Origin of the sequence: Nocardia sp. NBC_01503 (assembly GCF_036327755.1) — a bacterium.
In the GTDB taxonomy this organism is placed as follows: Bacteria; Actinomycetota; Actinomycetes; order Mycobacteriales; family Mycobacteriaceae; genus Nocardia.
In genome coordinates, this window is sequence record NZ_CP109596.1 from 4534730 (window position 1) to 4558328 (window position 23599).

Annotated in this window: 20 protein-coding genes; 14 read left to right on the top strand and 6 right to left on the bottom strand. The window is 66.4% G+C overall.

Annotation, left to right across the window (positions count from 1 at the left end; genetic code table 11):
- Window positions 1–1791 (bottom strand): nitrite/sulfite reductase, encoded by a 1791-nt coding sequence (locus OHB26_RS20460; RefSeq protein ID WP_330178886.1) that lies wholly within the window; start codon window positions 1789–1791, stop codon window positions 1–3.
- Between the two features lie 389 nt (window positions 1792–2180).
- Between OHB26_RS20460 and OHB26_RS20465 the strand changes: the two genes are divergently transcribed.
- Window positions 2181–2588 (top strand): SgcJ/EcaC family oxidoreductase, encoded by a 408-nt coding sequence (locus tag OHB26_RS20465; protein ID WP_330178887.1) that lies wholly within the window; start codon window positions 2181–2183, stop codon window positions 2586–2588.
- Here OHB26_RS20465 and OHB26_RS20470 read toward each other — a convergent pair.
- Window positions 2547–3401: an immunity 49 family protein gene (locus OHB26_RS20470; RefSeq protein WP_330178888.1), complete on the bottom strand. Its 855-nt coding sequence runs from the start codon at window positions 3399–3401 to the stop codon at window positions 2547–2549. The two genes, OHB26_RS20465 and OHB26_RS20470, sit on opposite strands and share 42 nt — an antisense overlap.
- A 71-nt stretch (window positions 3402–3472) precedes the next feature.
- The gene (locus OHB26_RS20475; protein WP_330178889.1) at window positions 3473–3649 is read right to left on the bottom strand and encodes a hypothetical protein; all 177 of its coding nucleotides are present in this window, start codon (window positions 3647–3649) and stop codon (window positions 3473–3475) included.
- Between the two features lie 386 nt (window positions 3650–4035).
- On the opposite strand from OHB26_RS20475, the gene hemW reads away from it, so the two are divergent.
- Window positions 4036–5199: a radical SAM family heme chaperone HemW gene (hemW, locus tag OHB26_RS20480; protein ID WP_330185718.1), complete on the top strand. Its 1164-nt coding sequence runs from the start codon at window positions 4036–4038 to the stop codon at window positions 5197–5199.
- An 80-nt stretch (window positions 5200–5279) separates the two neighbouring features.
- Here the strand turns inward: hemW and OHB26_RS20485 are convergent, their stop codons facing one another.
- Window positions 5280–6227, bottom strand: coding sequence for a hypothetical protein (locus OHB26_RS20485; RefSeq protein ID WP_330178890.1), 948 nt, complete (start codon window positions 6225–6227; stop codon window positions 5280–5282).
- 184 nt (window positions 6228–6411) lie between these two features.
- Here OHB26_RS20485 and OHB26_RS20490 point away from each other — a divergent pair, with 184 nt between their 5' ends.
- From OHB26_RS20490 to OHB26_RS20505, 4 genes are all read left to right on the top strand, one after another.
- Window positions 6412–7542, top strand: a complete 1131-nt coding sequence (locus OHB26_RS20490) for an epoxide hydrolase family protein (protein ID WP_330185719.1) — start codon at window positions 6412–6414, stop codon at window positions 7540–7542.
- A gap of 142 nt (window positions 7543–7684) precedes the next feature.
- Window positions 7685–8725 (top strand): heat-inducible transcriptional repressor HrcA, encoded by a 1041-nt coding sequence (gene hrcA, locus OHB26_RS20495; RefSeq protein ID WP_330178891.1) that lies wholly within the window; start codon window positions 7685–7687, stop codon window positions 8723–8725.
- A 36-nt stretch (window positions 8726–8761) separates the two neighbouring features.
- Window positions 8762–9913, top strand: coding sequence for a molecular chaperone DnaJ (gene dnaJ / locus OHB26_RS20500; RefSeq protein WP_330178892.1), 1152 nt, complete (start codon window positions 8762–8764; stop codon window positions 9911–9913).
- A 4-nt stretch (window positions 9914–9917) separates the two neighbouring features.
- A complete protein-coding gene (locus OHB26_RS20505) occupies window positions 9918–10658 on the top strand; it encodes a 16S rRNA (uracil(1498)-N(3))-methyltransferase (protein ID WP_330178893.1) in 741 nt (246 codons plus the stop codon).
- Window positions 10659–10783: 125 nt separating this feature from the next.
- Here OHB26_RS20505 and OHB26_RS20510 read toward each other — a convergent pair whose 3' ends face one another.
- A complete protein-coding gene (locus OHB26_RS20510; protein ID WP_330178894.1) occupies window positions 10784–11995 on the bottom strand; it encodes an MFS transporter in 1212 nt (403 codons plus the stop codon).
- A 101-nt stretch (window positions 11996–12096) separates the two neighbouring features.
- Between OHB26_RS20510 and OHB26_RS20515 the strand changes: the two genes are divergently transcribed.
- From OHB26_RS20515 to era, 6 genes are all read left to right on the top strand, one after another.
- On the top strand, window positions 12097–12999 hold the full coding sequence (locus tag OHB26_RS20515; protein WP_330178895.1) for a LysR family transcriptional regulator: 903 nt from the start codon (window positions 12097–12099) through the stop codon (window positions 12997–12999).
- 246 nt (window positions 13000–13245) lie between these two features.
- Window positions 13246–15321 (top strand): PhoH family protein, encoded by a 2076-nt coding sequence (locus tag OHB26_RS20520; RefSeq protein ID WP_442942686.1) that lies wholly within the window; start codon window positions 13246–13248, stop codon window positions 15319–15321.
- A gap of 22 nt (window positions 15322–15343) precedes the next feature.
- Window positions 15344–15898, top strand: a complete 555-nt coding sequence (gene ybeY / locus OHB26_RS20525) for an rRNA maturation RNase YbeY (RefSeq protein ID WP_330178896.1) — start codon at window positions 15344–15346, stop codon at window positions 15896–15898.
- Complete coding sequence (locus OHB26_RS20530) at window positions 15895–17217, top strand: hemolysin family protein (RefSeq protein WP_330178897.1); 1323 nt, start codon at window positions 15895–15897, stop codon at window positions 17215–17217. Before ybeY ends, OHB26_RS20530 begins: the two co-directional genes overlap by 4 nt.
- Window positions 17210–17635, top strand: coding sequence for a cytidine deaminase (locus tag OHB26_RS20535; RefSeq protein WP_330178898.1), 426 nt, complete (start codon window positions 17210–17212; stop codon window positions 17633–17635). The genes OHB26_RS20530 and OHB26_RS20535 overlap by 8 nt, the downstream gene beginning before the upstream one ends.
- Window positions 17632–18573, top strand: coding sequence for a GTPase Era (era, locus tag OHB26_RS20540; RefSeq protein WP_330178899.1), 942 nt, complete (start codon window positions 17632–17634; stop codon window positions 18571–18573). Before OHB26_RS20535 ends, era begins: the two co-directional genes overlap by 4 nt.
- A 96-nt stretch (window positions 18574–18669) precedes the next feature.
- Here era and OHB26_RS20545 read toward each other — a convergent pair whose 3' ends face one another.
- Window positions 18670–20091 carry an amidase gene (locus OHB26_RS20545; protein ID WP_330178900.1) on the bottom strand — a complete coding sequence of 474 codons (1422 nt, stop codon included), beginning with the start codon at window positions 20089–20091 and terminating at the stop codon, window positions 18670–18672.
- A gap of 340 nt (window positions 20092–20431) precedes the next feature.
- On the opposite strand from OHB26_RS20545, the gene recO reads away from it, so the two are divergent.
- Together recO and OHB26_RS20555 are read left to right on the top strand one after the other, a co-directional pair.
- On the top strand, window positions 20432–21199 hold the full coding sequence (recO, locus tag OHB26_RS20550) for a DNA repair protein RecO (protein WP_330178901.1): 768 nt from the start codon (window positions 20432–20434) through the stop codon (window positions 21197–21199).
- Window positions 21200–21306: 107 nt separating this feature from the next.
- A complete protein-coding gene (locus OHB26_RS20555; RefSeq protein ID WP_330178902.1) occupies window positions 21307–23493 on the top strand; it encodes a DUF4132 domain-containing protein in 2187 nt (728 codons plus the stop codon).
- Window positions 23494–23599 lie beyond the last annotated feature (106 nt).

Consider the following 23599-nt stretch of genomic DNA (forward strand, 5'->3'; position numbering starts at 1 on the left):
CTACCGCAGGTCTGCCTCTTCGGCGCGGACAGCCCACACCGCGAAACGCTCACCCTCGTCCCGGTTCTTGACGAAGTTGCGTACGACGCGCTCGATGTAATCGCCGAGCTCGGTGCTGGTCACCTTGTGCTGGCGCAGTTTTCGGCCGAAGCCGCTGTCGAGTCCGAGGCTGCCTCCGAGATGAACCTGGAAGCCCTCGATCTGATTCCCCGCGCCGTCGTCGACGAGCATGCCCTTGAAGCCGATATCGGCGATCTGCGAACGACCGCAGGAGTTGGGGCAGCCGTTGATATTCACGGTGATGGGCACATCGAGATCGGCGTTGATATCGGCCAGGCGGGTCTCCAGCTCGGGAGCCAGCACCTGGGACCGCTTACGGGTCTCGGTGAACGACAGCTTGCAGAACTCGATACCACTGCACGCCAGCAGGTTTCGCCGCCAATGCGACGGACGCCCGTGCAGGCCGAGCGGCTTCAGTTCCTCGATGAGCCATTCGACCTTGTCGTCGGGCACATCCAGGACGATCAGCTTCTGGTACGGGGTGAACCGAACCCGGTCCGAGCCGATGGCTGCCACGGCGTCGGCGACCTGCTGGAGAATCGTTCCCGAGACGCGACCGGCGATGGGGGAGAAGCCGATGGCGTTCAAGCCATTACGCAGCTTCTGCACGCCGATGTGGTCGATCGGGCGCTCCGGCTGCACCGGCGCGGGACCGTCGATCAGCTTGCGCTTCAGGTACTCGGTCTCGAGCACCTCGCGGAACTTCTCCACGCCCCAGTCCTTGACCAGGAACTTGATGCGCGCCTTGGTGCGCAGGCGGCGGTAGCCGTAGTCGCGGTACAGCGAGACGACCGCTTCCCATACGTCCGGCACCTCGTCCAGGGGCACCCACGCGCCCAGGCGCTGGGCCAGCATCGGATTGGTGGAGAGTCCGCCACCGACCCAAAGGTCAAGTCCCGGACCGTGTTCGGGATGTTCGACGCCGACGAACGCGACATCGTTGATCTCGTGCACCACATCCTGCTGACCGGAGATGGCGGTCTTGAACTTGCGCGGCAGGTTGGAGTATTCCTTCTTGCCGATGTAGCGCTTGACGATCTCGTCGATGGCCGGGGTCGGATCGAGGACCTCGGTGAGGGATTCACCGGCGAGCGGCGAACCCAGCACCACGCGCGGGCAGTCGCCGCACGCCTCGGTGGTCTGCAGGCCGACCTCTTCGAGTCGCCGCCAGATCTCCGGCACGTTCTCGATCTCGATCCAGTGGTACTGCACGTTCTCGCGGTCCGAGAGATCCGCGGTGTCGCGGCCGAATTCGGTCGAGATCTCACCGAGGGTGCGCAGCTGGCGCACGGTGAGCGCGCCGGCGTCGCAGCGCACCCGCATCATGAAGTACTCGGCCTCGAGCAGGTCGATGTTCTCGTCACCGGTGAAGGTGCCGTCGTAGCCCTGCTCGCGCTGGGTGTAGAGCCCCCACCAGCGCATGCGGCCGCGCAGATCGCTCTTGTCGATGGAGCCGAAACCCTGCTTCGAGTAGATGTTCTCGATGCGCGCGCGCACATTGAGCGGGTTGTCGTCCTTCTTGCTCTGCTCGTTCGCGTTCAGCGGCTCCCGGTAGCCGAGCGCCCACTGGCCCTCGGACTTGCGCCGCACCGGCTTACCGGTGCGCTCGCGCGGCGCGACGGGCGCGTCCGAGCGGGCGCGGTCCGGACGCACGCGTCGTTCGGCCGCGGGGCGTTCCGGCCGGGCGGGACGAGCGGATTCGGAACTGTCGGCGTCGGTGCTCGACGTCATGGGGGTCGCTCCTGAAGGTCTTGCGGGCAGGCGGGAGGGGCTGACTCACGCCTCCGATATCAGCGAACCGGCGAGTTCGACGCCGCAGAATTGGCGTCGATCCGGGAAGAGGGGGAGCCGATCTACCGGAGGCTTCCGGACAGACAGCTCGCGCTGCAGACACGCTTGAAGTCGACATGGCGTCGCGCCACGAGTCGTACTCCAAGTCCGGTCATGGAGCTTATTGTGCCATGTCAGGCGGGTTGTTCCGACCGCCCGCCGATATTTTCCGGACTTTCGAGGGAAATCCCCTGGTAAGCGCGCCCGGTTTGTGACAACAGTCATAGATCGCCGTGCGGTTGATCTTGGACGGTTGACCTTCAGTGCACTCGAGGTTCCAAGATGAACCCATGAGCACCGTAGAACTCGACACCGCCGCCGAGACCGCCGCCATCCACGCCGTCGTCGCGGAGGTCGCCAAGGCCCAGCGCGCCGAGGACGCCGACGCCTTCCTCGCGCTCTTCCACCCCGATGCGATCTGGACCACCGGCGGCGGCAAATTCCTCAACGGCCTGGACGAGATCTCCGAATTCACCCGCGCGGTCCTGCCCGGTGCGACCAAGGACGGCTACGCCACCTACGAGCCCTTCTTCATCCGCTTCATCCGCCCCGATGTGGCCGCGGTGAAGGTCCGCCAGCAGTACGTCACCCACGCCGGCGAACTCACCGCCGAGGGCTCACCGCTCTACGGCATGACCAAGGAGAACGGCCGCTGGCTACTCACCTTCTGTCAGAACACCCCCGTCGTCGCCCACTGACAGCGCCTGCGACCAACCCGGTTGGCGAACGAAACCCAAAGGGAGATACTCGGATTCGATATCGATCCGCAGGCCGAGATCACTCGCCCAGCAGGCCAGGCCCAGCAGCGGCAGCGAGAACACGCCTTCGGGATCATGCCGCCAGGTATCGGTATCGAAGAACGACCGATGCGCACGCAGCGCCTTGCCGAGCTCCCACAGGAACCCGTCGCCGTCACGTGCCGCGAACCGGGTGAGCACCTCGATACCGGGTCGCAGCAGTGCGTCCACCGACGGCTGCGCTCCCACCCGGCTGGTGGTATCCAGCGCCCAGGCCCGTTCGCCGACCGTCTCCGGTCCGAACCGCCAGGCCTCCTGCAGAATTCGCGCCCACTCGTACTGGAATTCGTCGAACGCCTGCCCGCTGGTCTCCCGCAACCGCTCGACCGGATAGGACGCCACCTCGTTCATGGCCTCGGGATCGCGTGCGATCAGCGCCCAATAGAACGCCGCCCGCCACCCGGCGACCCGATCATGCCGATCGAATCCCGATTCGATCCCACCGGCCCGGAACCGATCGGTTATCGTCTCGGCCGCCATCTTCGCGTACTGCCAGGTCATTTCCTGTGTCGCATGGGGATCCCAGAGCAGCGTGCGCGCGAGCAATTCCCCGCCGAACGACCGCGCGAAATTCGGTCCCTCGGGCCGCACCTCGGGCATCGGCACGTGATAGACCACCGGCGCCACCGATCCGGCATCGACAATCGCGAGCTCCGCCACATCGATCTCGTGCCGGGCGACCACATCGCCGGGCCGCTCATCGCCGTCCCGCATGGAAACCCCCGTTTTCCGTTGGCGCCGCCGCGATTTCGATGTACGTCGCGAACCGGGAGACAGAATGCCAGCTAGAGGCTCTCCTCGCTCGCTAGCCGATCCGGATCTCGATCGGGTGCGTGTTCGCCATAGCGGATCTCGATCCGGGGTGGCGGCAGGCCCACGATCACCACATCGCCCGGACGTGAATTGTGCTTCGTGACGACAAGCTTGACGAGGGCATACACGAAAATCAGCACCGCGACCACAACGGCTACAAGAGCCCACGCGGATAACCCGGACAGGAGCGTCCACACGATGAACCATTCCGCAGCCGGTCCGGGGCCGGTTGGCATGGTGGGTTCGCATCGGTGGGCTGAATGGTGTGCGAGCAGAACCAATCCCGGAGCAGGGTTGTGCCACCCCTGCATCGGTTTGCTCGGCTGGCCATCCAGCTGAACGGTGTTTAGGGCCACCGCTCAGCAAGAAGTCCAGACCCCGCACAGCTTAATTCTTCGGCTGACGCCGGCGGGCGGGCTTGGTGACAATGCTGCGGCGGATATGAGGCGCGTGCAGTGTGAGCTGGGCTACCGGGCAGACTGGTGGGGTGAATTCCGCAGGTAGCGCCGCAACCACCACCGCAGATCAGCCTTCGCTGGAACTGCGGGACTTCGGTGACGGGCCGTTCGGGATCTACATTCACGTGCCGTTCTGCGCGACCCGATGCGGGTACTGCGACTTCAACACCTATACGGCGGGGGAGCTGGGTACCTCGGCTTCGCCGCAGTCCTGGTTCGAGGCGTTGCGGGGTGAATTGGCCACTGCGGCTGAGCAATTCGCGGCTTTTTCGAGTGCTCAGCCCAAGGTGGAGACGGTCTTCGTCGGTGGGGGTACGCCGTCGCTGCTCGGCGGTGATGGCCTGGCCGATGTGCTGACCGCCATTCGCGCGAACTTCACGCTGGCGGCCGATGCCGAGGTGACCACCGAGTCGAATCCGGAATCCACTTCGCCAGAGTTCTTCGGCAAGCTCCTCGACGGCGGGTTCACTCGGGTGTCGCTGGGAATGCAGTCCGCGGCCGCGCATGTGCTGAAAGTGCTCGACCGCACGCACACGCCCGGACGAGCCGTCGCCGCTGCCCAGGAGGCGCGCGCAGCCGGGTTCGAGCACGTCAATCTGGATCTCATCTATGGGACACCGGGTGAGACCGACGCCGATTTGGATGCCAGCCTTGATGCTGTGCTGGCCGCTGGGGTCGATCATGTGTCGGCGTATTCGCTGATCGTCGAGGACGGCACCGCACTCGCTCGCCGAGTGCGTCGCGGCGAACTGCCCGCCCCCGATGACGATGTGCTCGCCGCCCGCTACGAACGCATCGATTCCCGCCTCGAGGCGGCCGGCCTGACCTGGTACGAGGTCTCCAACTGGGCCGCGAACGACCGCGCCCGCTGCCGCCACAACCTCGGCTACTGGGACGGCGGTGACTGGCTCGGCGCGGGCCCCGGCGCACACAGCCACGTCGGCGGCGTCCGCTGGTGGAACGTGAAACACCCCGCGCGCTACGCGGATCGAGTCACCCAGGGTGGCCTCCCCGCCGCCGGCTGGGAGCAACTCACCGATACCGAGCGCTACACCGAACGAGTCATGCTCACCGCCCGCCTTCGCACCGGCCTCCCCCTCGCCGATCTCGACCCCGACGGCCGCGCGGCGGCGCAACGCGTAATCGCCGACGGCCTAGCCGAATCGCACGCCGACCACCTGATCCTGACCCCCCGCGGCCGACTCCTCGCCGACGCCGTAGTCCGCACCCTCCTCACCTGATCTGCCAGGCCATCACACCCCGTCTCGCTACGGCACACCCCATGTAAGGGGTGTGCCGTTAGTGCGAGGGGTGTGATCACTCAGATCCTCGGGGTGGGACGCCAGAGAGTGGGCGCGAGTGGGTCGTGGGGGTGTGTGGCGGCGGCGTGTAGGCGGGCGAACCAGGTGGTGGGGGTGTCGAGGTCGGACCAGGTCCAGCGGATGACTCGCAAGCCCAGGGCTCGGAGGGCGTCTTCCCGGAGCTTTTCCGCGATTACCACCTCCTCGGGTGTGCGGTCGCCGCGAATCTCCTTGTGGTACTTGATCATTCCATCGAATTCGCCGACCAAAGCGAGGTCGGGCCAGAGGTAGTCGACGCGGATGGTTCGGGTACCGGTGTCGGCGAAGATGATTGCCTGCAATTCGGGGGCGGACAGGCCTGAGCGCAGCAGTTGTACGCGACTTCTCGACTCGCCGACGCTTTCGGAACGGCCGTCGAGGAAATCGACTACGCGGCGAGCTGCAGGGCAGCCCTTGCGACCGGTCACTCGGATCAACTGGTCCAGTAGTTCGGCCCCGGTGGTTTTTCCCGAGCGCAGGGCGGCATCGCCAATGACGACCGCTTGCTCGAACGGCAGTGTCCGGGCGAGGTCGATTACCGTGCGCGGCGCCGTGGTGACTCGTATGCCGTCGACCTCGGTGTGGTCACCCGGGAGCAGGCGAGCGGTATGAACTGCCAGGTGGCGGTGGATTCGGCCGCCCGTGCGGCGGTCGCGCAGCACATGCACCCGGGTCAGCGGTGTGGCCCAGATCGGTATGTCGTGCACGATTGCCGCGGACACATGGGAAACCACTGCCTCGGGACTTGCCGTCGAGATCACCGCGCGGATCGCGACCAGATGGCGTTGGGCCGGTGTCAGCGGAGCGGCGGCGGCCGAGTCCACATAGTGGCCACGTCTGACTCGCTGCCAGGCATGGCCTTTCAGCTCATGGTCGGTGTAACCCACCGCGAGGGCCGAACGACGTGAGATGGGTTCGGGGACGTCCACGGTGCAATCGTCGCTGATTGCCGGTCTTCGAATGCCCCGGCCGCGGTCGGATGTGGATAACCCAGGGCTGTGGAAAACAGTCGGCGGGAACCCTGCTCGATGTCGAATGATCAGGTTCGGGAATCGGGCACGTGTGGGGTGAGTACGGAGCTAGGCTGCATTCATTGTTACGTTCGATGAGGACATCGTTCCATTTCAAGTCGAGGTCTCGCAGGCGCAGGTGCGGGATCTTCGGCAGCGCCTGAGCCGAACCCGCTGGCCCGCACAGATTCCCGGTGTCGGTTGGGCGCGTGGTGTGCCGGTCGAATACCTACGTGAGCTCGCCGAGCATTGGGCGCGGCGGTTCGACTGGTCGGCCTGGGAGAAGCTGCTCAACTCCTATCCGCAGTACACGACGGTTATCGACGGTGCGCGAATTCACTTCCTGCACATACGATCCCCGCACGCGGGTGCGACACCCATGATCATGTTGCACGGCTGGCCCGGCTCGGTGCTGGAGTTCCTCGAGGTGATCGAACCGCTCACAGATCCCGAGGACGGCAGTCCCGCATTCGATTTGATCATCCCGTCGCATCCGAACTTCGGATTCTCGGGCCCCACACCGGATTCGGGTTGGGACAGCACCCGCACCGCCCGCGCCTACACCGAACTCATGCGCCGCCTGGGTTATCCGCGCTACGCCGTGCAGGGCGGCGACTACGGCGCGTTCATCGGCCCGGATCTCGGCCGCCTCGACGAGGAGCGCGTGATCGGCGTACACGTCAACGCCGCCACCTGGGGCTTCATGCCGCACGGCCAGGTACCCGATGAGGTGGCCGCCACCCTCACCGAGCTGGAGCGCGAAAAGCTCACGCTCATAGGCGAATTCCTCACCGACGGCAGCGGCTACTACCAGATCCAGGGCACCCGCCCGCACACTCTCGGCTTCGCCCTCGCGGATTCCCCTGCGGGACAACTGGCTTGGATAGTCGAGAAGTTCCACGCCTGGACCGGCGCGAACGGCACCTTCGAGGAACGCGTCGACCGCGACCGCATGCTCGCCGACATCTCCATCTACTGGTTCACCAATACCGGCAGCTCCTCGGCCCAGATGTACTACGAATCCCTGCACTCTCCGCAGCACCCCACCCGCTCCCGCGTCCCCACCGCCGTAGCCAATTTCGCCGGCGATCCCGCCATCCGCCGCTACGCCGAACAACTCAACACCATCGCCCGCTGGACCGAATTCGACACCGGTGGCCATTTCGCCGCGATGCAGACCCCGGCCCTGCTCATCGCCGATCTCCGCGAGTTCTTCACCGACCTGCGCGGCTGACCGCCGACGTGCGCGGGCGACCGCACGCAGGCAATTTGCCCAGCGCCACCTAAACTGGATTTCGAAGATCCGGGAATCTCCTGCACACACGCCCATCGTGGCAGGCACGGCGAGCCCGAAGGCGAGCGAGGAGGTGGGGCCGATGTCTACCACGGAGCAGCGGCGGCTCGAGGTCCTGCGAGCGATCGTCGCGGACTACATTTCGACCAAGGAGCCGATCGGCTCCAAAACGCTGGTGGAGCGGCACAATCTGGGCGTCTCCAGTGCGACGGTGCGCAATGACATGGCTGTGCTCGAGGCCGAGGGGTACATCACTCAGCCGCACACCAGTTCGGGGCGCATACCGACCGATAAGGGCTATCGGCAGTTCGTCGATCACATCTCCGAGGTCAAGCCGCTCTCCAATGCCGAGCGCCGGGCCATCATGGAGTTCCTGGAGAGCGGCGTCGATCTCGACGACGTACTCCGCCGGGGGGTGCGGTTGCTCGCACAGCTGACCCGGCAGGTCGCCATGGTGCAGTACCCGACCGTGAGCGCCTCCACCGTCCGGCATATCGAGGTTGTCGCGCTCAATCCAGCGCGCCTGCTGCTGGTGGTCATCACCGATTCCGGCCGTGTCGATCAGCGTCTGGTAGATCTGGGCAATGTGATCGGCGATGACGATCTGGGCGCGATCCGCGCCATGCTCGGCAAAGCCATGGAGGGCAAGCGCCTCGCGTCCGCGTCGGCGGCGGTGGCCGAACTACCCGAGCACTCCACCGGCAAGCTGCGTGATGTTCTCATCCGCGTCTCCACGGTGCTGGTGGAGACCCTGGTCGAACATCCCGAGGAGCGGCTGGTGCTGGGCGGCACCGCGAACCTCACCCGCAATGCCGGGGACTTCGCCGGGAACGGATTCCCGGGGTCGCTGCGTTCGGTGCTGGAGGCACTCGAAGAACAGGTCATCGTGCTGAAGCTGCTGGCAGCCTCACAGCAACCAGGTACCGTGACCGTGCAGATCGGGGAGGAGACCAAGGTCGAACAGATGCGCGGAACGGCGGTGGTGTCCACCGGATACGGGATGCCCGGTACCGTTCTTGGCGGCATGGGGGTGCTGGGCCCGACGCGCATGGACTATCCGGGGACCATCGCCTCGGTAGCGGCCGTGGCCCGGTACATCGGTGAGGTGCTCGCCGAACGGTGAGCAAGCGGAGAGACGAAACAGGACTAGAGAGCACAAGTGGCACGGGACTATTACGCACTGCTCGGCGTCGCACGCAACGCGACCGACCAGGAGATCAAGCGCGCCTATCGGAAGCTGGCGCGTGAACTGCATCCCGACGTCAACCCGGAACCGGAGGCGCAGGAGCGGTTCCGCGAGGTGTCGACCGCCTATGAGGTGCTGACCGACGCGGAGAAGCGCCGCATCGTCGACCTCGGTGGCGACCCCATGGAGAACGGGGGCGGAGGTGGCGGCGGATTCTCCGGCGCCGGCTTCGGTGGCCTCGGTGACGTGTTCGAAGCCTTCTTCGGCGGGATGAACACCTCGAATCCGCGTAAGCCGCGCGGTCGCGTGCAGCCCGGCGCGGATTCGCTACTGCGCACCCGGCTCTCGTTGCAGGAGTGCGCGGTCGGGGTCACCAAACATCTGACCGTCGACACCGCGATCCTCTGCGATGTGTGCGTGGGCGCGGGCACCAATGGCAACTCCAAGCCGGTGCGCTGCGAAACCTGCGGTGGCGCGGGCGAAGTGCAGACGGTGCAGCGTTCGTTCCTGGGTCAGGTCATGACCTCGCGGCCGTGCCCGACCTGCCGTGGCGCGGGCGAGACCATTCCGGACCCCTGCCGCAAGTGCGGCGGTGACGGCCGGGTGCGTTCGCGTCGCGAGATCGCCGCGCCGATTCCGGCCGGTGTGGCCAGCGGTATGCGCGTGCGCCTGGCGGCACAGGGTGAGGTCGGCCCGGGCGGCGGTCCCGCCGGTGATCTGTACGTCGAGATCGTGGAGCAGCCGCACGACACCTTCGTGCGCGACAGCGATGATCTGCACTGCACCATTCGCGTGCCCATGGTGGACGCGACGCTGGGCACCACTGTGGTCATCGACACCATCCTGGACGGTCCGGTCGAGCTCACCATTCCGGCGGGCACCCAGCCCGGTGAGGTCTCGGTGCTGCGCGGCCACGGAATGCCCAAGCTGCGCGCCAACTCTCGCGGTGATCTGATCGCGCACCTGGATATCGTGATCCCCACCAAGATGGACTCCAAGCAGTCCGATCTGCTGCGCAAGTACAAGGCCATGCGCCCGAACGAGCGCACCGAGGTGCTCTCCACCCAGTCCGAGCACAACAGCGGTCTGTTCGCCCGGCTGCGCGCCTCCTTCAGCGGACGCTGATCCGTTGGCCGCCACCGTCTTCTACCTCGACGAGATCCCGGAACCGGGTGCCACCGCCGTCCTGGACGGTCCGGAGGGTCGCCACGCGGCGACCGTCCGGCGCATCCGGGTCGGTGAGCCCATCACGCTCTCCGACGGCAACGGTCTGCTCGCCGACTCCGAAGTGGTTGCGGCCCAGAAGGACCGCCTCGAACTGAAGGTCCTGGACCGCCGGGTGGCCGCCCCGGCCACCCCGCAGGTGACGGTGGTCCAGGCCCTGCCCAAATCCGAACGCTCCGAACTCGCCGTCGAACTCATGACCGAGGCCGGAGCCGACGCCATCGTCCCCTGGCAGGCGATTCGCTGCGTCTCCAAATGGGAGAACAAGGCGCACAAGGCAGTCGAGAAATGGCGCGGCGCGGCCAAGCAGGCCGCCCGCCAATCCCGCCGCCCCTACATTCCGGACGTCGCCGACCTGCACACCACCCGCGATCTGCTGAACCTGGTGCGGGAAGCCAAATCCCACGGCGCGATCGTCGCCGCCCTGCACGAATCCGGCGAAACCCGCCTCACCGAACTGTCTTTCGACGGCGTGCCCGAGGTGGTCCTCATCGTCGGCCCCGAAGGCGGCCTGGACGATTCGGAACTGACGGCCCTGGCCGAGGCGGGAGCGGACATAGTCCTGCTCGGCCCGACAGTGCTGCGCACCTCCACCGCCGCGGCTGTCGCCCTCGGAGCATTGGGCGCACTCACCCCACGCTGGTAGACCCTTACGGCATCTCGGCGGTCGACCACCCCCGTCATCCCGGCGCGTTCTTGGCCGGGATCCACCTGCTTCAGCGCGAATACCGTAGATCCCGGCCAAAAGCATGCCGGGATGACGGAATGGGCTCAGCGGATCGTCTGGACCGCGCGTGATCGGGCCGTGAGTGCCCCGACGAGTCCCGCGGCCACGGCGACCAGCACCGCCACGTATACGGCGAGCCCCGCCCATCCGAAGCTGCCGAAGGCCAGCCCGCCGAGCCCACCCGCGATCGAGCTGCCCAGGTAGTAGGCGCACATGTACAGGGCGGATGCCGCCGCGCGATTACCATCGGCCGCCGCCCCGACCCAGCCGCTGGCCACCGAGTGAATGGCGAAGAATCCTGCCGTGCAGAGCAATACGCCGAAGAGAATGACCGGCAGTACATCGGGCAGGGTCAGCCCGAGGCCGATGCCCATGCCGAGCAGCCCCAGGCCCATCACACGGGACCTGCCCAATCGCGCGGTCATCCGGCCTGCGGCGGCGGCCGTCGCGGTGCCCGCCAGGTAGAGCACGAACACCAAACCCACTGTGGCGGCGGACAACCCGAAGGGTTCGCGGGTGAGTCGGTACCCGAGGAAGTTGTACATCGAGACGAATCCGCCCATCATCACGAATGCCAGGCCGTACAGCGGCAGCAGTGTGCGATCCCGCAGGTGGCCCGCGAAACCGGCTGCGACAGAGCGGATCGCGAGTGGTCGCGGAGTGAACCGGCGCGAGGGCGGCAGCATCCGCACGAATATCCCCGCACACACCGCCGCGGCGATCGCGATCGTGGCCAGCGCCCACCGCCAAGGCCCCACCTCCAGCGTGAACGCCGGAATGAGCCGCCCGGTCAGCCCGCCCAAGCTGGTGCCCGCGATATAGACGCCCATCGCGGAGGCCAGCCCCGCGGACCCGATCTCCTCCGCCAGATACCCCATCGCCACCGCGGGCACCCCCGCCAGCACCACACCCTGTACCGCCCGCCCGATCAGCAGCGCATCCAAATTCGGGCTGAACGGCAACAACAACCCGATCACGCTCGCCGCCACCGCCGATCCGATCATCACCCGGGTGCGCCCCAGCCGGTCGGACAGCACACTCATCGGCACAATGGCCACCGCCAACAACCCGGTGGTCAACGACACCGCGAGCGCCGCCCGCGCCGGAGTCGCTCCGAAGGCCGCCGACAAACTCGGCAGCAGCGCCTGCGCGCTGTACATCGAGGCGAAGGTGGTCAGCCCGGCGGCGAAGAGCGCGACCGTGATTCGACGCTCATGCGCCACGGTGTCTTCGGGAACGAGCGCGGCGGTGGTCATCACCCGAGGATGAGCGCGTCACCCTTCGAAAGGAAATGCATAATCAGACCAGAGTTGATGCACTGAATGTATTAGTGAAGGTAACGAGCCGGAGGTCCGCGATGGCGAGTGACGACTTGCACTGGTTCATCACGCTGGCCGAGCTCGAACGGGTCGGTGCTGCCGCCGATCGGCTGCATCTGACGCAACCGACGCTGTCCCGAATGCTGGCTCGGTTGGAACGCCGCCTGGGTGTGCGGCTGTTCGATCGGCATGGGAAACGGTTGACGCTCAATGAGTTCGGGCGGGTCTACTACGAGCACGCGCGCCGCGCTCAAGCCGAACTCGATTCCGCCGCAAGGGAACTCGCCGATCTCGCACATCCCGCCAAAGGCGTGGTGCGCCTGTCGTTCCAGCATTCGCTGGGTGCGCGGGTGGTGCCCGAGCTCATCGCGGGTTTTCGGCGGGTGTCGGGGCGGATCACCTTCACGCTGCATCAGGATGCCGCTGATGTGGTGACCCGGGCAGTTCTCGACGGCAGCGCCGATCTGGGCCTGCTGTCGCCGCGACCGACCGAACCGGGGATCGGGTGGCGGCCATTATTGCGGCAGCGGCTGGCGCTGGCGGTGCCGCCGGATCATCGGCTGGCGTCGCGACGGCAGGTGCGGCTCGCCGAGGTCGCCGATGCGGAGTTCATTGCCATGCATCCCGGTTTCGGTATGCGCCGGGTGCTCGACGAGCTCTGTGCCGCAGCGGATTTCCGTCCGCGCATCGGGTTCGAATGCAGCAATCTGGGTACCATCGCCGGCCTGGTCGCGGTGGGGTTGGGGGTGTCGATTCTGCCGCTGGAGCATCCGCTGATCGGCGGTCCGCAGCCGGATCCGGCGCTCATTCCGCTGATCGATCCGGAGGCCATGCGCGAGGTCGGGTTGATCTGGCGGACGGGTGCGGCACCCTCGGAGGCGGTCCGGCGCTTCCGGGACTTCACCTTCGAATGGGCACATCCCCAGGTCGGCCCCGCATAACGCCCCGGCGGCGGCGATGCGGCGTTCTCGCGTCACCCCTGCTGGTAGCGGCTTATTCACTGGGCGGTGTCGGTGAGCGGCGGTAAACTTCCATCAAAGATGTGACGCTCGAGACCGGGAAGCAGGCCATAGTCACTTTTGAGTACACCAGGCAAAATCGGCAACCAGAGCACCCCTACGGTCGGTATCGGCACCGACGACAATGGGTCCGGACCGGCGGGTCGGACCGTTCGTTCCAGTATTGAATTGGCACCGGAGTCGGTGTTCGGATTCCTCGGTTCGGCTGACGAGAACCTGCGTGAACTCGAGCGCCTCCTCGATGCCGATATTCACGTACGCGGCAATTCCGTCACCCTGACCGGTAAGCCCGCCGACGTGGCACTCGCTGAGCGCGTCATCGCTCAGCTGGTTGCCTTGACGGCGCGGAACCGCCAGGTCAGTCCCGAAGCGGTGCGGCACACCTACTCCATGCTCACCGAGGGCTCGTCGGATTCTCCGGCGGAGGTGCTGAGCCTGGACATTCTGTCCCGGCGCGGCAAGACCATTCGCCCGAAGACGTTGAACCAGAAGCGATATGTCGATGCCATCGACAATCACACCATTGTGTTCGGCGTCGGCCCGGCCGGCACCGGTAAGACGTATCTGGCCATGGCCAAGGCCGTGCAGGCGTTGCAGACCAAACAGGTCACCCGCATCATCCTGACGCGTCCGGCGGTCGAGGCGGGTGAGCGGTTGGGCTTCCTGCCCGGCACGCTCAACGAGAAGATCGACCCCTACCTACGCCCGCTCTATGACGCGCTGCACGACATGATGGACCCCGAGGCGATTCCGAAGCTCATGGCAGCGGGTGTCATCGAGGTCGCGCCGCTGGCGTATATGCGCGGTCGTGCGCAACCTGTGTTCACAAAGGTGATGACGCCCAGTGGTTTCCGCCCGATCGGTGAACTGAAGGTTGGGGACTTCGTAATCGGTTCGGACGGGCAGCCGACCGAAATTCTCGGCGTGTATCCACAGGGGTTCAAGGATATCTACCGGGTTTACACGCAGGATGGTTCCTCGACCTTGGCATCGGGTGATCATCTGTGGTCCGTGTACACCCGGGCTGATCGCCGCCGAGGTAAGCCTGCTCGCGTGCTCGAAACGAAGGAGATGATCGGGAATCTCCGTGCTGCGCACTATCACCGTTATGAGCTGCCCCTGCTCGATGCTCCTGTCTCCTTCGAGTCGCGTTCTGTGCCGATGGATCCGTATGCACTGGGTCTGCTGCTCGGCGACGGCTGCCTGACGTGTTCGACGACGCCGAGTTTCGCGACCAACGATCCCGAATTGGCACAGACGCTCGAACGCCTGATTCCGGGCGTCACCGTTCGGTGGAAATCCGATTTCAACTACATCCTGAACCGGATCGCATCGCCCGGTGAGGTGATCACCATCGAGAACCCGGTGACTGCGGTGGCACGGCAACTCGGGTTGGCGGGTACCCGCTCACATAGCAAGTTCATTCCGGCGGATTATCTGTTCAACACCGCAGATGTTCGGCTCGGCCTGCTTCAGGGTCTGCTGGACTCCGATGGCGGCCCGGTATCCCAGCAGGGGCGCACCTGCCGCATCCAGTACACCACCGTGTCGCAGAAGTTGCGCGATGATGTGATCTTCCTCGTCCAGTCACTCGGCGGGGTGGTCTACGACCGAACTCGGGAAGCTAAGGGGCGTACGCCGGGACTTGCCGGGGGCCGCGACATCCACCATCGGTTCGACGCCTACATTCTCGAGATTCGGCTTCCGGAAGGCGTTGTTCCCTTCCGTCTCGCGCGAAAGGCGGAGAAGTACGCGGCGGCGGGAGGCGGCCGACCGAAGCGCTATGTGGACCGCATCGAGGAGGCCGGGACGGAGGAGGCCGTGTGTATTCGGGTGGCTGCTGCGGATTCCCTCTACGTCACCGAGGACTTCCTCCTGACACACAACACACTGAATGATTCGTTCATCATTCTCGATGAGGCTCAGAACACCACGGCCGAGCAGATGAAGATGTTCCTCACCCGCTTGGGCTTCGGCTCGCGGATCGTGGTAACCGGTGACGTCACGCAGGTCGACCTACCGGGCAGCTCCAGGTCGGGTTTACGTGCCGCGGTCGAGATTCTCGGTGATCTCGACGATATTCATGTCGCCGAGTTGACCAGCAGCGATGTGGTGCGGCACCGCCTGGTGGCGGAGATCGTCGATGCCTATGACCGGTTCGAGAACGACAGCCGTTCGCCGGTGGCGCACTATCCGGGCAACCGCGCGCAGCGACGTGCCGCGAGCCGGGAGGGGCGCCGCTGAACTCGGCCGATAGGCTGAGCGGGTGAGTATCGAGATCGCCAACGAATCGGGTATCGAAGTATCCGAAGAGGAACTGGTCAGCGTCGCGCGCTTCGCGATCGGTCAGATGGATGTGCATCCGGCCGCCGAGCTGTCGATGGTGCTGGTCGATCTCGACACCATGGCCGATCTGCACATGCGCTGGATGGACCTACCGGGTCCGACCGATGTCATGTCCTTCCCCATGGATGAGCTGGAGCCGGGCGGGCGGCCCGATGCCGCCGAGCCCGGCCCTTCCATGCTCGGCGATATCGTGCTCTGCCCGGAGTTCGCGGCCCAGCAGGCCGAGAAGGCCGGGCACTCCATGGATCACGAGCTCGCGCTGCTGACCGTGCACGGCGTCCTGCACCTCCTCGGCTACGACCATGCCGAGCCCGAGGAGGAGAAGGAGATGTTCGCGCTCCAGGCTTCGCTGCTGGAGGGCTGGTACGAGAGTCTGCGTGAGGCGCAGGTGCGCGAGGAGCTCGCCGAGCGGGATCGGCGACTGCTGGGTAAGACGGGTTTCACCGATTCCGGTGATCCGCTGGATCCGGCGTGAATTCGTTCGTCCTCCTACTGCTGGCCGTAGTGCTGGTTCCGGCCGGTGGCGTCTTCGCCGCGCTGGATTCGGCTTTGAATACGATTTCCCCTGCGCGCGTTGATGATCTGATGCGCGCGGATCGCACGGGTGCCGCGCGACTCGCGCGCATCATCGCCGATCGGCCGCGCTATGTGAATCTCATGGTGCTGCTGCGCGTGCTGTGTGAGATCAGCTCGACGGTGCTGCTGGCGGCGGTGCTGCTGGATTGGCTGCCCGAGGTGGCGGCACTGGTCATCACCGCGGCGGTCATGGTGCTGGTCGACTATCTCGTCATCGGTGTCGGCCCGCGTACATTGGGCCGCCAGCACGCCTATTCGCTGGCGCTGGGCGCGTCACTGCCGTTGCAGGCCATCGGCACCCTGCTCGGTCCGATCAGCCGCCTGCTGATCCTGGTCGGTAATGCGATCACCCCCGGTAAGGGATTCCGCAACGGCCCCTTCTCCTCCGAGATCGAGCTGCGCGAGGTCGTGGACCTGGCCGGTGAGCGCGGCGTGGTGGACGATGAGGAACGCCGGATGATCCAGTCGGTGTTCGAACTCGGTGAGACCGCCGCGCGTGCGGTCATGGTGCCGCGCACCGAGATGGTCTGGATAGAGGCGGATAAGACTGCCGCGCAGGCGATGTCGCTCGCGGTGCGTTCCGGGCATTCCCGGATTCCGGTGGTGGGCGAGAACGTCGACGATATTCTCGGCGTCGTCTACCTGAAAGACCTTGTGCCGTACTCGGATCGGGCCAAGAAGGTGAAGGTGCGCGAGGTGATGCGCCCGGCCGTCTTCATGCCCGACTCCAAACCCCTGGACGCGCTGCTGGACGAAATGCAGCGTCGCAGAAACCATATGGCCGTCCTGGTCGACGAGTACGGCGGTATCGCCGGTCTGGTCACCATCGAGGATGTGCTGGAGGAGATCGTCGGTGAGATCGCCGACGAGTACGACACCGATGAGACCGCCCCCGTCGAGGAGATCGGTCCGGGCAAATACCGTGTCTCCGCGCGACTTCCGGTCGAGGACCTCGGTGATCTGTTCGGTATGGAGATCGACGACGAGGATGTCGATACCGTCGGCGGCCTGCTCGCGCACGCGCTGGGCCGTGTCCCGCTGCCGGGTTCCAAGGCCGTCATTCACGGCCTGCACCTGCGCGGCGAGGGCGGCGCCGATGCCCGCGGCCGGGTGCGCGTGCACACCGTGGTGGTGCGGCGACCCATCGAGAAGACCAAAAACGAAGCGGCCGAAGGGAAACCGGACGGCGCACATGAAGAGGGAGAAGCCGATGACTGAGTTGGACGCCGAGGACGACAAGCTGTTGATCCTCGCGCGCGGTGCGCTGGGCCGCACCGGTGGCGGCGCGGGCGCGGCCATCCGCGATACCGACGGGCGCACCTACGCGGCCGGTGAGGTGGGGCTGGCCAGTCTGAAGCTGACCGCGCTGCAGTCCGCGGTCGCGGCCGCGATCTCCAGTGGCGCAGAGGGTTTCGAGGCCGCGGTGGTGGTGGCGGGCCGGTTCTCCGATCCCGGCGTCGCCGCGGTGCGTGAGGTGTCGGCGACGGCGCGAATCGTGTTCACCGATGCCAAGGGCGCGGTGTTCGAAGTTGTGGAGGGGCCGATCGAAGGCGATCCGGCCCAGCGGCCCGGGTTCTTGCATTCAACACCGCCCGAGGGCTTTGATCTGGAGACCGAGTCGGAGGTGTTCGAATGAGCAAGAAGGACGAATTCCATTCGGGTTTCGTATGTTTCGTGGGCCGGCCGAATACCGGCAAGTCCACGCTGACCAATGCGATGGTCGGTCAGAAGATCGCGATCACGTCCTCGCGGCCGCAGACCACCCGGCATACCATTCGCGGCATCGTGCACCGTGAGCACGCGCAGTTGATCCTGGTCGACACCCCCGGCCTGCATCGCCCGCGCACGCTGCTCGGTCAGCGGCTCAATGACCTGGTGCGCGATACCTATTCCGAGGTCGATGTGATCGCCATCTGCATTCCCGCGGATGAGAAGATCGGCCCCGGTGACCGCTGGATCGTCGAGCAGATCAAGCTCATGGCGCCCAAGACCACCCTCATGGGCGTGGTCACCAAGATCGACAAGGTGAGCCGGGACGCCATCGCGCACCAGCTCATGGCGGTCTCGGCCCTGCTCGGCCCCGAGGCCGAGATCGTGCCGGTCTCGGCGGTGAAGGGCGAGCAGGTCGAGGTTCTCATCGATGTCATCGCCTCGAAAATGCCGGAGGGCCCGGCCTTCTACCCCGACGGCGACCTCACCGACGAGCCCGAGGAAACCCTCATGGCCGAGCTCATTCGCGAGGCCGCGCTCGAGGGTCTGGACAATGAGCTCCCGCACTCGCTCGCGGTTGTGATCGAGGATGTGCTCGAGCGCGAGGAGAACGACGACACCGCGACCGAGGGCACCCGTACCCACGAGGGCATGCTCGACGTGCACGCCCTGCTGTACGTGGAGCGCCCGAGCCAGAAGGCCATCATCATCGGCAAGGGTGGCGCCCGCCTCAAAGAGGTCGGCACCAACGCCCGCCACCAGATCGAGAAGATCCTCGGCACCCGCATCTACCTGCACCTGCACGTGAAGGTCGCCAAGGACTGGCAGCGCGACCCGAAACAGCTGGGCAAGCTCGGCTTCTGACCCGCGCTGGTCCCGTCATCCCGGCATGCTTTTGGCCGGGATCCACACCGGCGGCGCACCAATGGTTGTCGGCAACGATCGCCCGAAGCGACCCGTTCAGGCCGCGGCCTGCCCCCACCAGGGGGTGGGCCGCTGCTTGTACCACTGCAGTTCGGACTCCAATTGCGCTGCGACGGAGATCAATAGCGGTTCGGAGTTGGCCGGGCCCATGAGCTGCGAGCCGACGGGCAGTCCGGCGGCGGTGAAGCCCGACGGGATATTCACCGCGGGCCAGCCGAGCACATTCCACGGCCAGGTGTACGGGCAGGCCGTGGTGATCAGCTGATCGGTGGCCCATGAGCCGATCTCGTCGATCTCGTGCACGCCCGGCGGGGGAGTGGCGGTGGTGGGGGCCAGCACCAGATCGTAATTGTCGAAGAAGCGACCGATTCGCATGCGCAGCAACGGTTCCGCCTGTCGCGCCGCGAAGAGTGCCGGGCCGAGCACACGTCCGGTGCGGGCGTTGCTCCGGGTGCGCGGATCGACCTGTGCGCCCGGCAGCCGGTTCAGGGCCTCGCGAATGCCGACCATCGACCGCGGCAGGAACGTCGTGCCCATCAGCACGCCGTAATGCAGATCGGCGATGGTGACCTCATGGCCGAGACGGCGCAGCGTGGTCGCGGTGGCGTGCACGCGCGCCTCCACCTCGCGATCGAGCCGAGTCTTGATGCCGGTGAACGGAGTTCGCAGCGACAGCGCGATCCGCAGTCGACCCGGATCGCGGCCGACCGCATCGGAGGCTCGGATGGGACGCGGGGTGTGCAGATCGCCCGCGTGCGGTCCGGCCGCCACATCCAGCAGCAGTGCCGCGTCGGCGACCGTCCGGGCGATCGGGCCGTTCACGGTGAGTCCGTAGAACGCCTCCGGCAGCGGCCAGGTGGAGATGCGCCCGCGCTGCGGTTTGATGCCGAACAGGTTGTTCCAGGCCGCGGGGATGCGCACCGAGCCCGCGCCATCGGAACCCAGTGCGGCGGGGATCAATCCGGCCGCGACCGCCGCCGCCGATCCACCCGAGGAGCCACCGGGGGTGTGCTCGGCGCTCCAGGGATTCCTGGTGTGCCCGAACGCGTCTCCGCTGGTGAACGGAAGTTGGCCCAGCTCACAGGTATTGGTCTTACCGACGATCACCGCACCCGCGGCCCGCAGTCGCCGCACCGATTCGGCGTCCTCGGTCTTCGCCGGGAAATCTCCACCGCAGCCGAAAGCCGTTGGGCTACCGGCGATATCGGTGTCATCCTTGATGGCGATCGGTACCCCGAGCAGCGGTTCGCGCGCACCGGCGGCAAGTTTGCGATCGGCTTCGGCCGCCTCGGCCAGGGCCGCTTCCCGTCGCACGATCCGAAACGCGTTCAGTGTCGCCTGGCTGGCATCGATCGCATCGAGCACGGCGGCGGTCGCCGTCACCGAGCTGATCTCGCCCCGTCCGAGCGCCGCCGCCAGCTCCGCCAACCCGAGTTCATACACCGACGCCGTCGTCATTCGTGAGTCCCGTCTCCCTGCCGCACCCGGGAAACCTAGCGCGATTCTGGTCACACGTCCAACGATTCTGAATATTTGGGAACACGGGAGTTCTCTGGGATTCGCGCCGGTGGCGAAACCTCTGGTCCGGCTACGAGTCCTCGTGCCGCCGATCGCGGCACGGCCTCGCTGATCCGGCGTCGACGATATTCTGGACGCTGCCGCAATCCCGGTGCCGCACAGACGGGCGATCGGATGCCGGGTACCGGGAGTTCCCGGCATTCGCGCCCGTACCAAACTTCCGCGGGCACGCGCGGCGACACGTCATCACACCGTCGGTCCCGCATGCGAGACTGTTGCGGTGCAGTTGTACAGAGACAATGCCGTGGTGGTGCGCCAGCACAAGCTGGGCGAGGCCGACCGCATTGTCACGCTGCTGACCTACAAGCACGGATTGGTGCGCGCGGTCGCCAAGGGTGTGCGCCGCACCCGCTCCAAATTCGGTGCGCGACTGGAGCCGTTCGCCTATGTGGATGTGCAGCTACACCCCGGCCGCAGCCTCGATGTGGTCACCCAGGTGCACACCGTCGAGTCGTTCGCCTCGGATATCGTCGCCGACTACGGCCGCTACACCACCGCCTGCGCCGTGCTGGAAACCGCTGAACGCCTCGCGGGTGAGGAGCGCGCCCCGGCTCCCCGCCTGCACACCTTGACCGCCGGCGCACTGCGCGCCATCGCCATGGGCCGCCGCCCCCACGAACTCATCCTCGACGCATTCCTGTTGCGCGCCATGGGTTTCGCCGGTTGGGCTCCCGCCCTGGACGATTGCGCCCGCTGCGCCACTCCCGGCCCGCATCGCGCCTTCCACGTAGCCGCGGGCGGCGCGGTCTGCGTACACTGCCGTCCCCCCGGCGCCGCCACCCCCATGGTCGGCGTTCTGGAACACCTGGGTGCCCTGCACCGCGGCGATTGGTCCGGGGTCGAGGCCATCCCCGACAATATGCGCCGCCAAGCCAGTGGCCTGGTCGCCGCCCACCTGCAATGGCACCTCGAACGCCAACTCCGCACCCTCCCTCTCATCGAACGCACCCGCCCCCACGGCTCCATCGAATCCGCCGCGGTGGGTTGATCCGCGAGGCTGCCACGAACCATCGGTTCGTAGCTGCGGGATCGAATGTCGGTGCTGTCCGCTACATTTCGTGGCACAGGTACGAATGAGCGAAATCGGGTGCGGCAGTGAGTGTTTCGGTATCGTGTGCTAGCGGCGAACATGATGTGCCGGAGCTGTTGGTTTCGCCGCCGTGGCTGGCGCGCAAGCGTACCCGGCCCAGGGTGGTCGACGTGGCGACGGTGCGGCGGCCGGTGGCGCTGCGATGGCTGCCGGGGGAGCGGCAGGCCTGGGCCGATATTCGGCTGGAGGACCTGGCCGGGGTGGTCGATTGGCAGGGTGAGATCGACAGGGCGGCGGTCGAACCGGACTTTTCGCTGATCGCGCTGATTTCCGGGTCGCCGGACGGGATCGCCCGGTCCGCGCTGCCGCTCCTGGACAAGGCCGCGATGAACGACAGGTTCGGCTTGCATATCGGATACCTGGCGAGCGCTCTGCCGCATGATGCGCGGAACGATCCGCATCGGAAACTGCTGGGGCGGTTCGGCGCCGAGGCGCTGGGGTTCGTGCTGGATTCGGCGATCTCCCAGGACTGGTACGGAGCGGCCCTGCTCATGCCGATGGTTGGGTCCGACATCACGGACAGGATGGTCGGCTGGCTCGAACGAGATGAGCAGTTGGCGGCGGCCGCCGGTGAATGGTTCGCGCGCCACACCGAGGCGGCCCTGCCCGATCTGATCCCCGCGGCGATCGGCAAGGGCGTCAAGGTCCGGCGGCTGGCCGAATCGCTGCTGTGGCGATTCGATAGCGCCGGGCAGCGGGAGCTTATCCGGGCGGCTGCCGCGTGCTACGGGTCCGAGGCCGCGGCAGCGATCGACGCCCTGCTCGATCGTGATCCGTTGTCGCGCTTACCTACTCGTATTCCGAAGGCTCCGGGCTGGCTGGACGTGAGCCTGCTTCCGCGAATCCGCCTGCGGGACAGCGCACAGGTGCTGCCGGAGGCAGCGGTCGAGCATTTGATCAGCATGCTCATGATGTGCGGGCCGGATGAGGACTATGCCGGGGTGCCGGTGGTGGCGCGGCAGTTGGATCCGGTGTCGCTGGGCGAATTCGTGTGGGCGGTCTACCGGACATGGCAGGCCGCGAAGTATCCGGCCAAACGGAATATGTGGGCGATGCGGGCGCTTGGACTGGCCGGCAATGATGAGACGGCGGCGCGGTTGCGGGTGATCGCGGAGCGCGATCGGGCGGTGACCAGATCGCTGGCGGCGCTGGACATGCTGGTGCTGCTGGGAACTCGCAACGCGCACATGCATATTCAGCTGGCCCGGGAGAACACCGGTTGGCCCGAGGTGCGGCGGCGGGCCGATGAGATCATTCGGGAGCTCGCGCGAGACCTGGGAATCACGCCGGTGGAGTTCGCCGATCGCGCGGTGCCGGACCTCGGTCTCTCCGCGCGGGGCACCCGCACCGTGGACTACGGTTCGCGGCGATTCCTCATCGATCTCGATGAGCAGCTGAAACCCGTTGTGCGCGAAGAGAATGGCGAGATAGGGGCCAGCCTGCCCAAGCCCGGCAAGGGTGACGATCCGAGCGCGCTGAGCGCCTATGCGGAGTATGGCTCGTTCAAGAAGGCGTTGCAGGCCGCGATCGCCGATCAATCGACGCGGCTGGAGTCCGCGATGGTGGCGCAGCGCCGCTGGACGGTCGCGAGTCAGCGGCGGCTGTTCATCGAACATCCGCTGCTGCGCCAGCTCGCCCGGCGGCTGGTGTGGGCGAGTTTCGATACCGTCGGTGCCGTGACCGGAACCTTCCGGATCGATATGGACGGCACCCTGGCCGATCTCGCCGATGACCTACTGGAACTGCCCGATGAGGTCCAGGTCGGCATCGCTCACCCGTTGCATCTGGGTGGAGCACTGGTCGCATGGGCCGGGGTCTTCGCGGACTACGGGATAGCGCAGCCGTTCGCGCAACTGGATCGTCCGAGTTTCGCGCCCGGTGACCCGGAGGTGGCGGCGGGACTGGAAAAGTATCGAGGCGCGGTGGTTTCCACCGGAACAGTGCTGGGGCTCAATCGTTTCGGCTGGGCCAAAGGCTATGGGGCCGAGGGTTCGGTGGTCCGTTTCACCCGAGCCCTGGCGGCCCGGCATGAGGTGCGGTTGTACATCTCGCCCGGTATCGACGGCCGCAATCCGCTGGGTCTGACCGAGCAGACCCTGCGCGATGTGGTGCTACCCGAGGGGCTCGCGCTCGCCGACCTGCCGCCGATCGTCGTGTCCGAGCTGCTCCGGGAGCTGGAGACCCTGCGCTAGCCGGATGCGTTCGATCGCTGCCTGGGCACTCCGCAGGCTCGATGCGCCGCATGCCTTCGGAGCGGTGGCGCGCGGGCTTCTGATGTGGGGGAAGTGTGGGGAGTGG

Excerpts from the sequence above, each read along its gene's own strand:
- OHB26_RS20460 (WP_330178886.1), bottom strand. The coding sequence starts at position 1,791 with ATGACGTCGAGCACCGACGCCGACAGTTCCGAATCCGCTCGTCCCGCC.
- OHB26_RS20465 (WP_330178887.1), top strand. The coding sequence starts at position 2,181 with ATGAGCACCGTAGAACTCGACACCGCCGCCGAGACCGCCGCCATCCAC.
- OHB26_RS20470 (WP_330178888.1), bottom strand. The coding sequence starts at position 3,401 with ATGCGGGACGGCGATGAGCGGCCCGGCGATGTGGTCGCCCGGCACGAG.
- hrcA (WP_330178891.1), top strand. The coding sequence starts at position 7,685 with ATGTCTACCACGGAGCAGCGGCGGCTCGAGGTCCTGCGAGCGATCGTC.
- OHB26_RS20510 (WP_330178894.1), bottom strand. The coding sequence starts at position 11,995 with ATGACCACCGCCGCGCTCGTTCCCGAAGACACCGTGGCGCATGAGCGT.
- OHB26_RS20515 (WP_330178895.1), top strand. The coding sequence starts at position 12,097 with ATGGCGAGTGACGACTTGCACTGGTTCATCACGCTGGCCGAGCTCGAA.
- OHB26_RS20535 (WP_330178898.1), top strand. The coding sequence starts at position 17,210 with ATGACTGAGTTGGACGCCGAGGACGACAAGCTGTTGATCCTCGCGCGC.
- era (WP_330178899.1), top strand. The coding sequence starts at position 17,632 with ATGAGCAAGAAGGACGAATTCCATTCGGGTTTCGTATGTTTCGTGGGC.
- OHB26_RS20545 (WP_330178900.1), bottom strand. The coding sequence starts at position 20,091 with ATGACGACGGCGTCGGTGTATGAACTCGGGTTGGCGGAGCTGGCGGCG.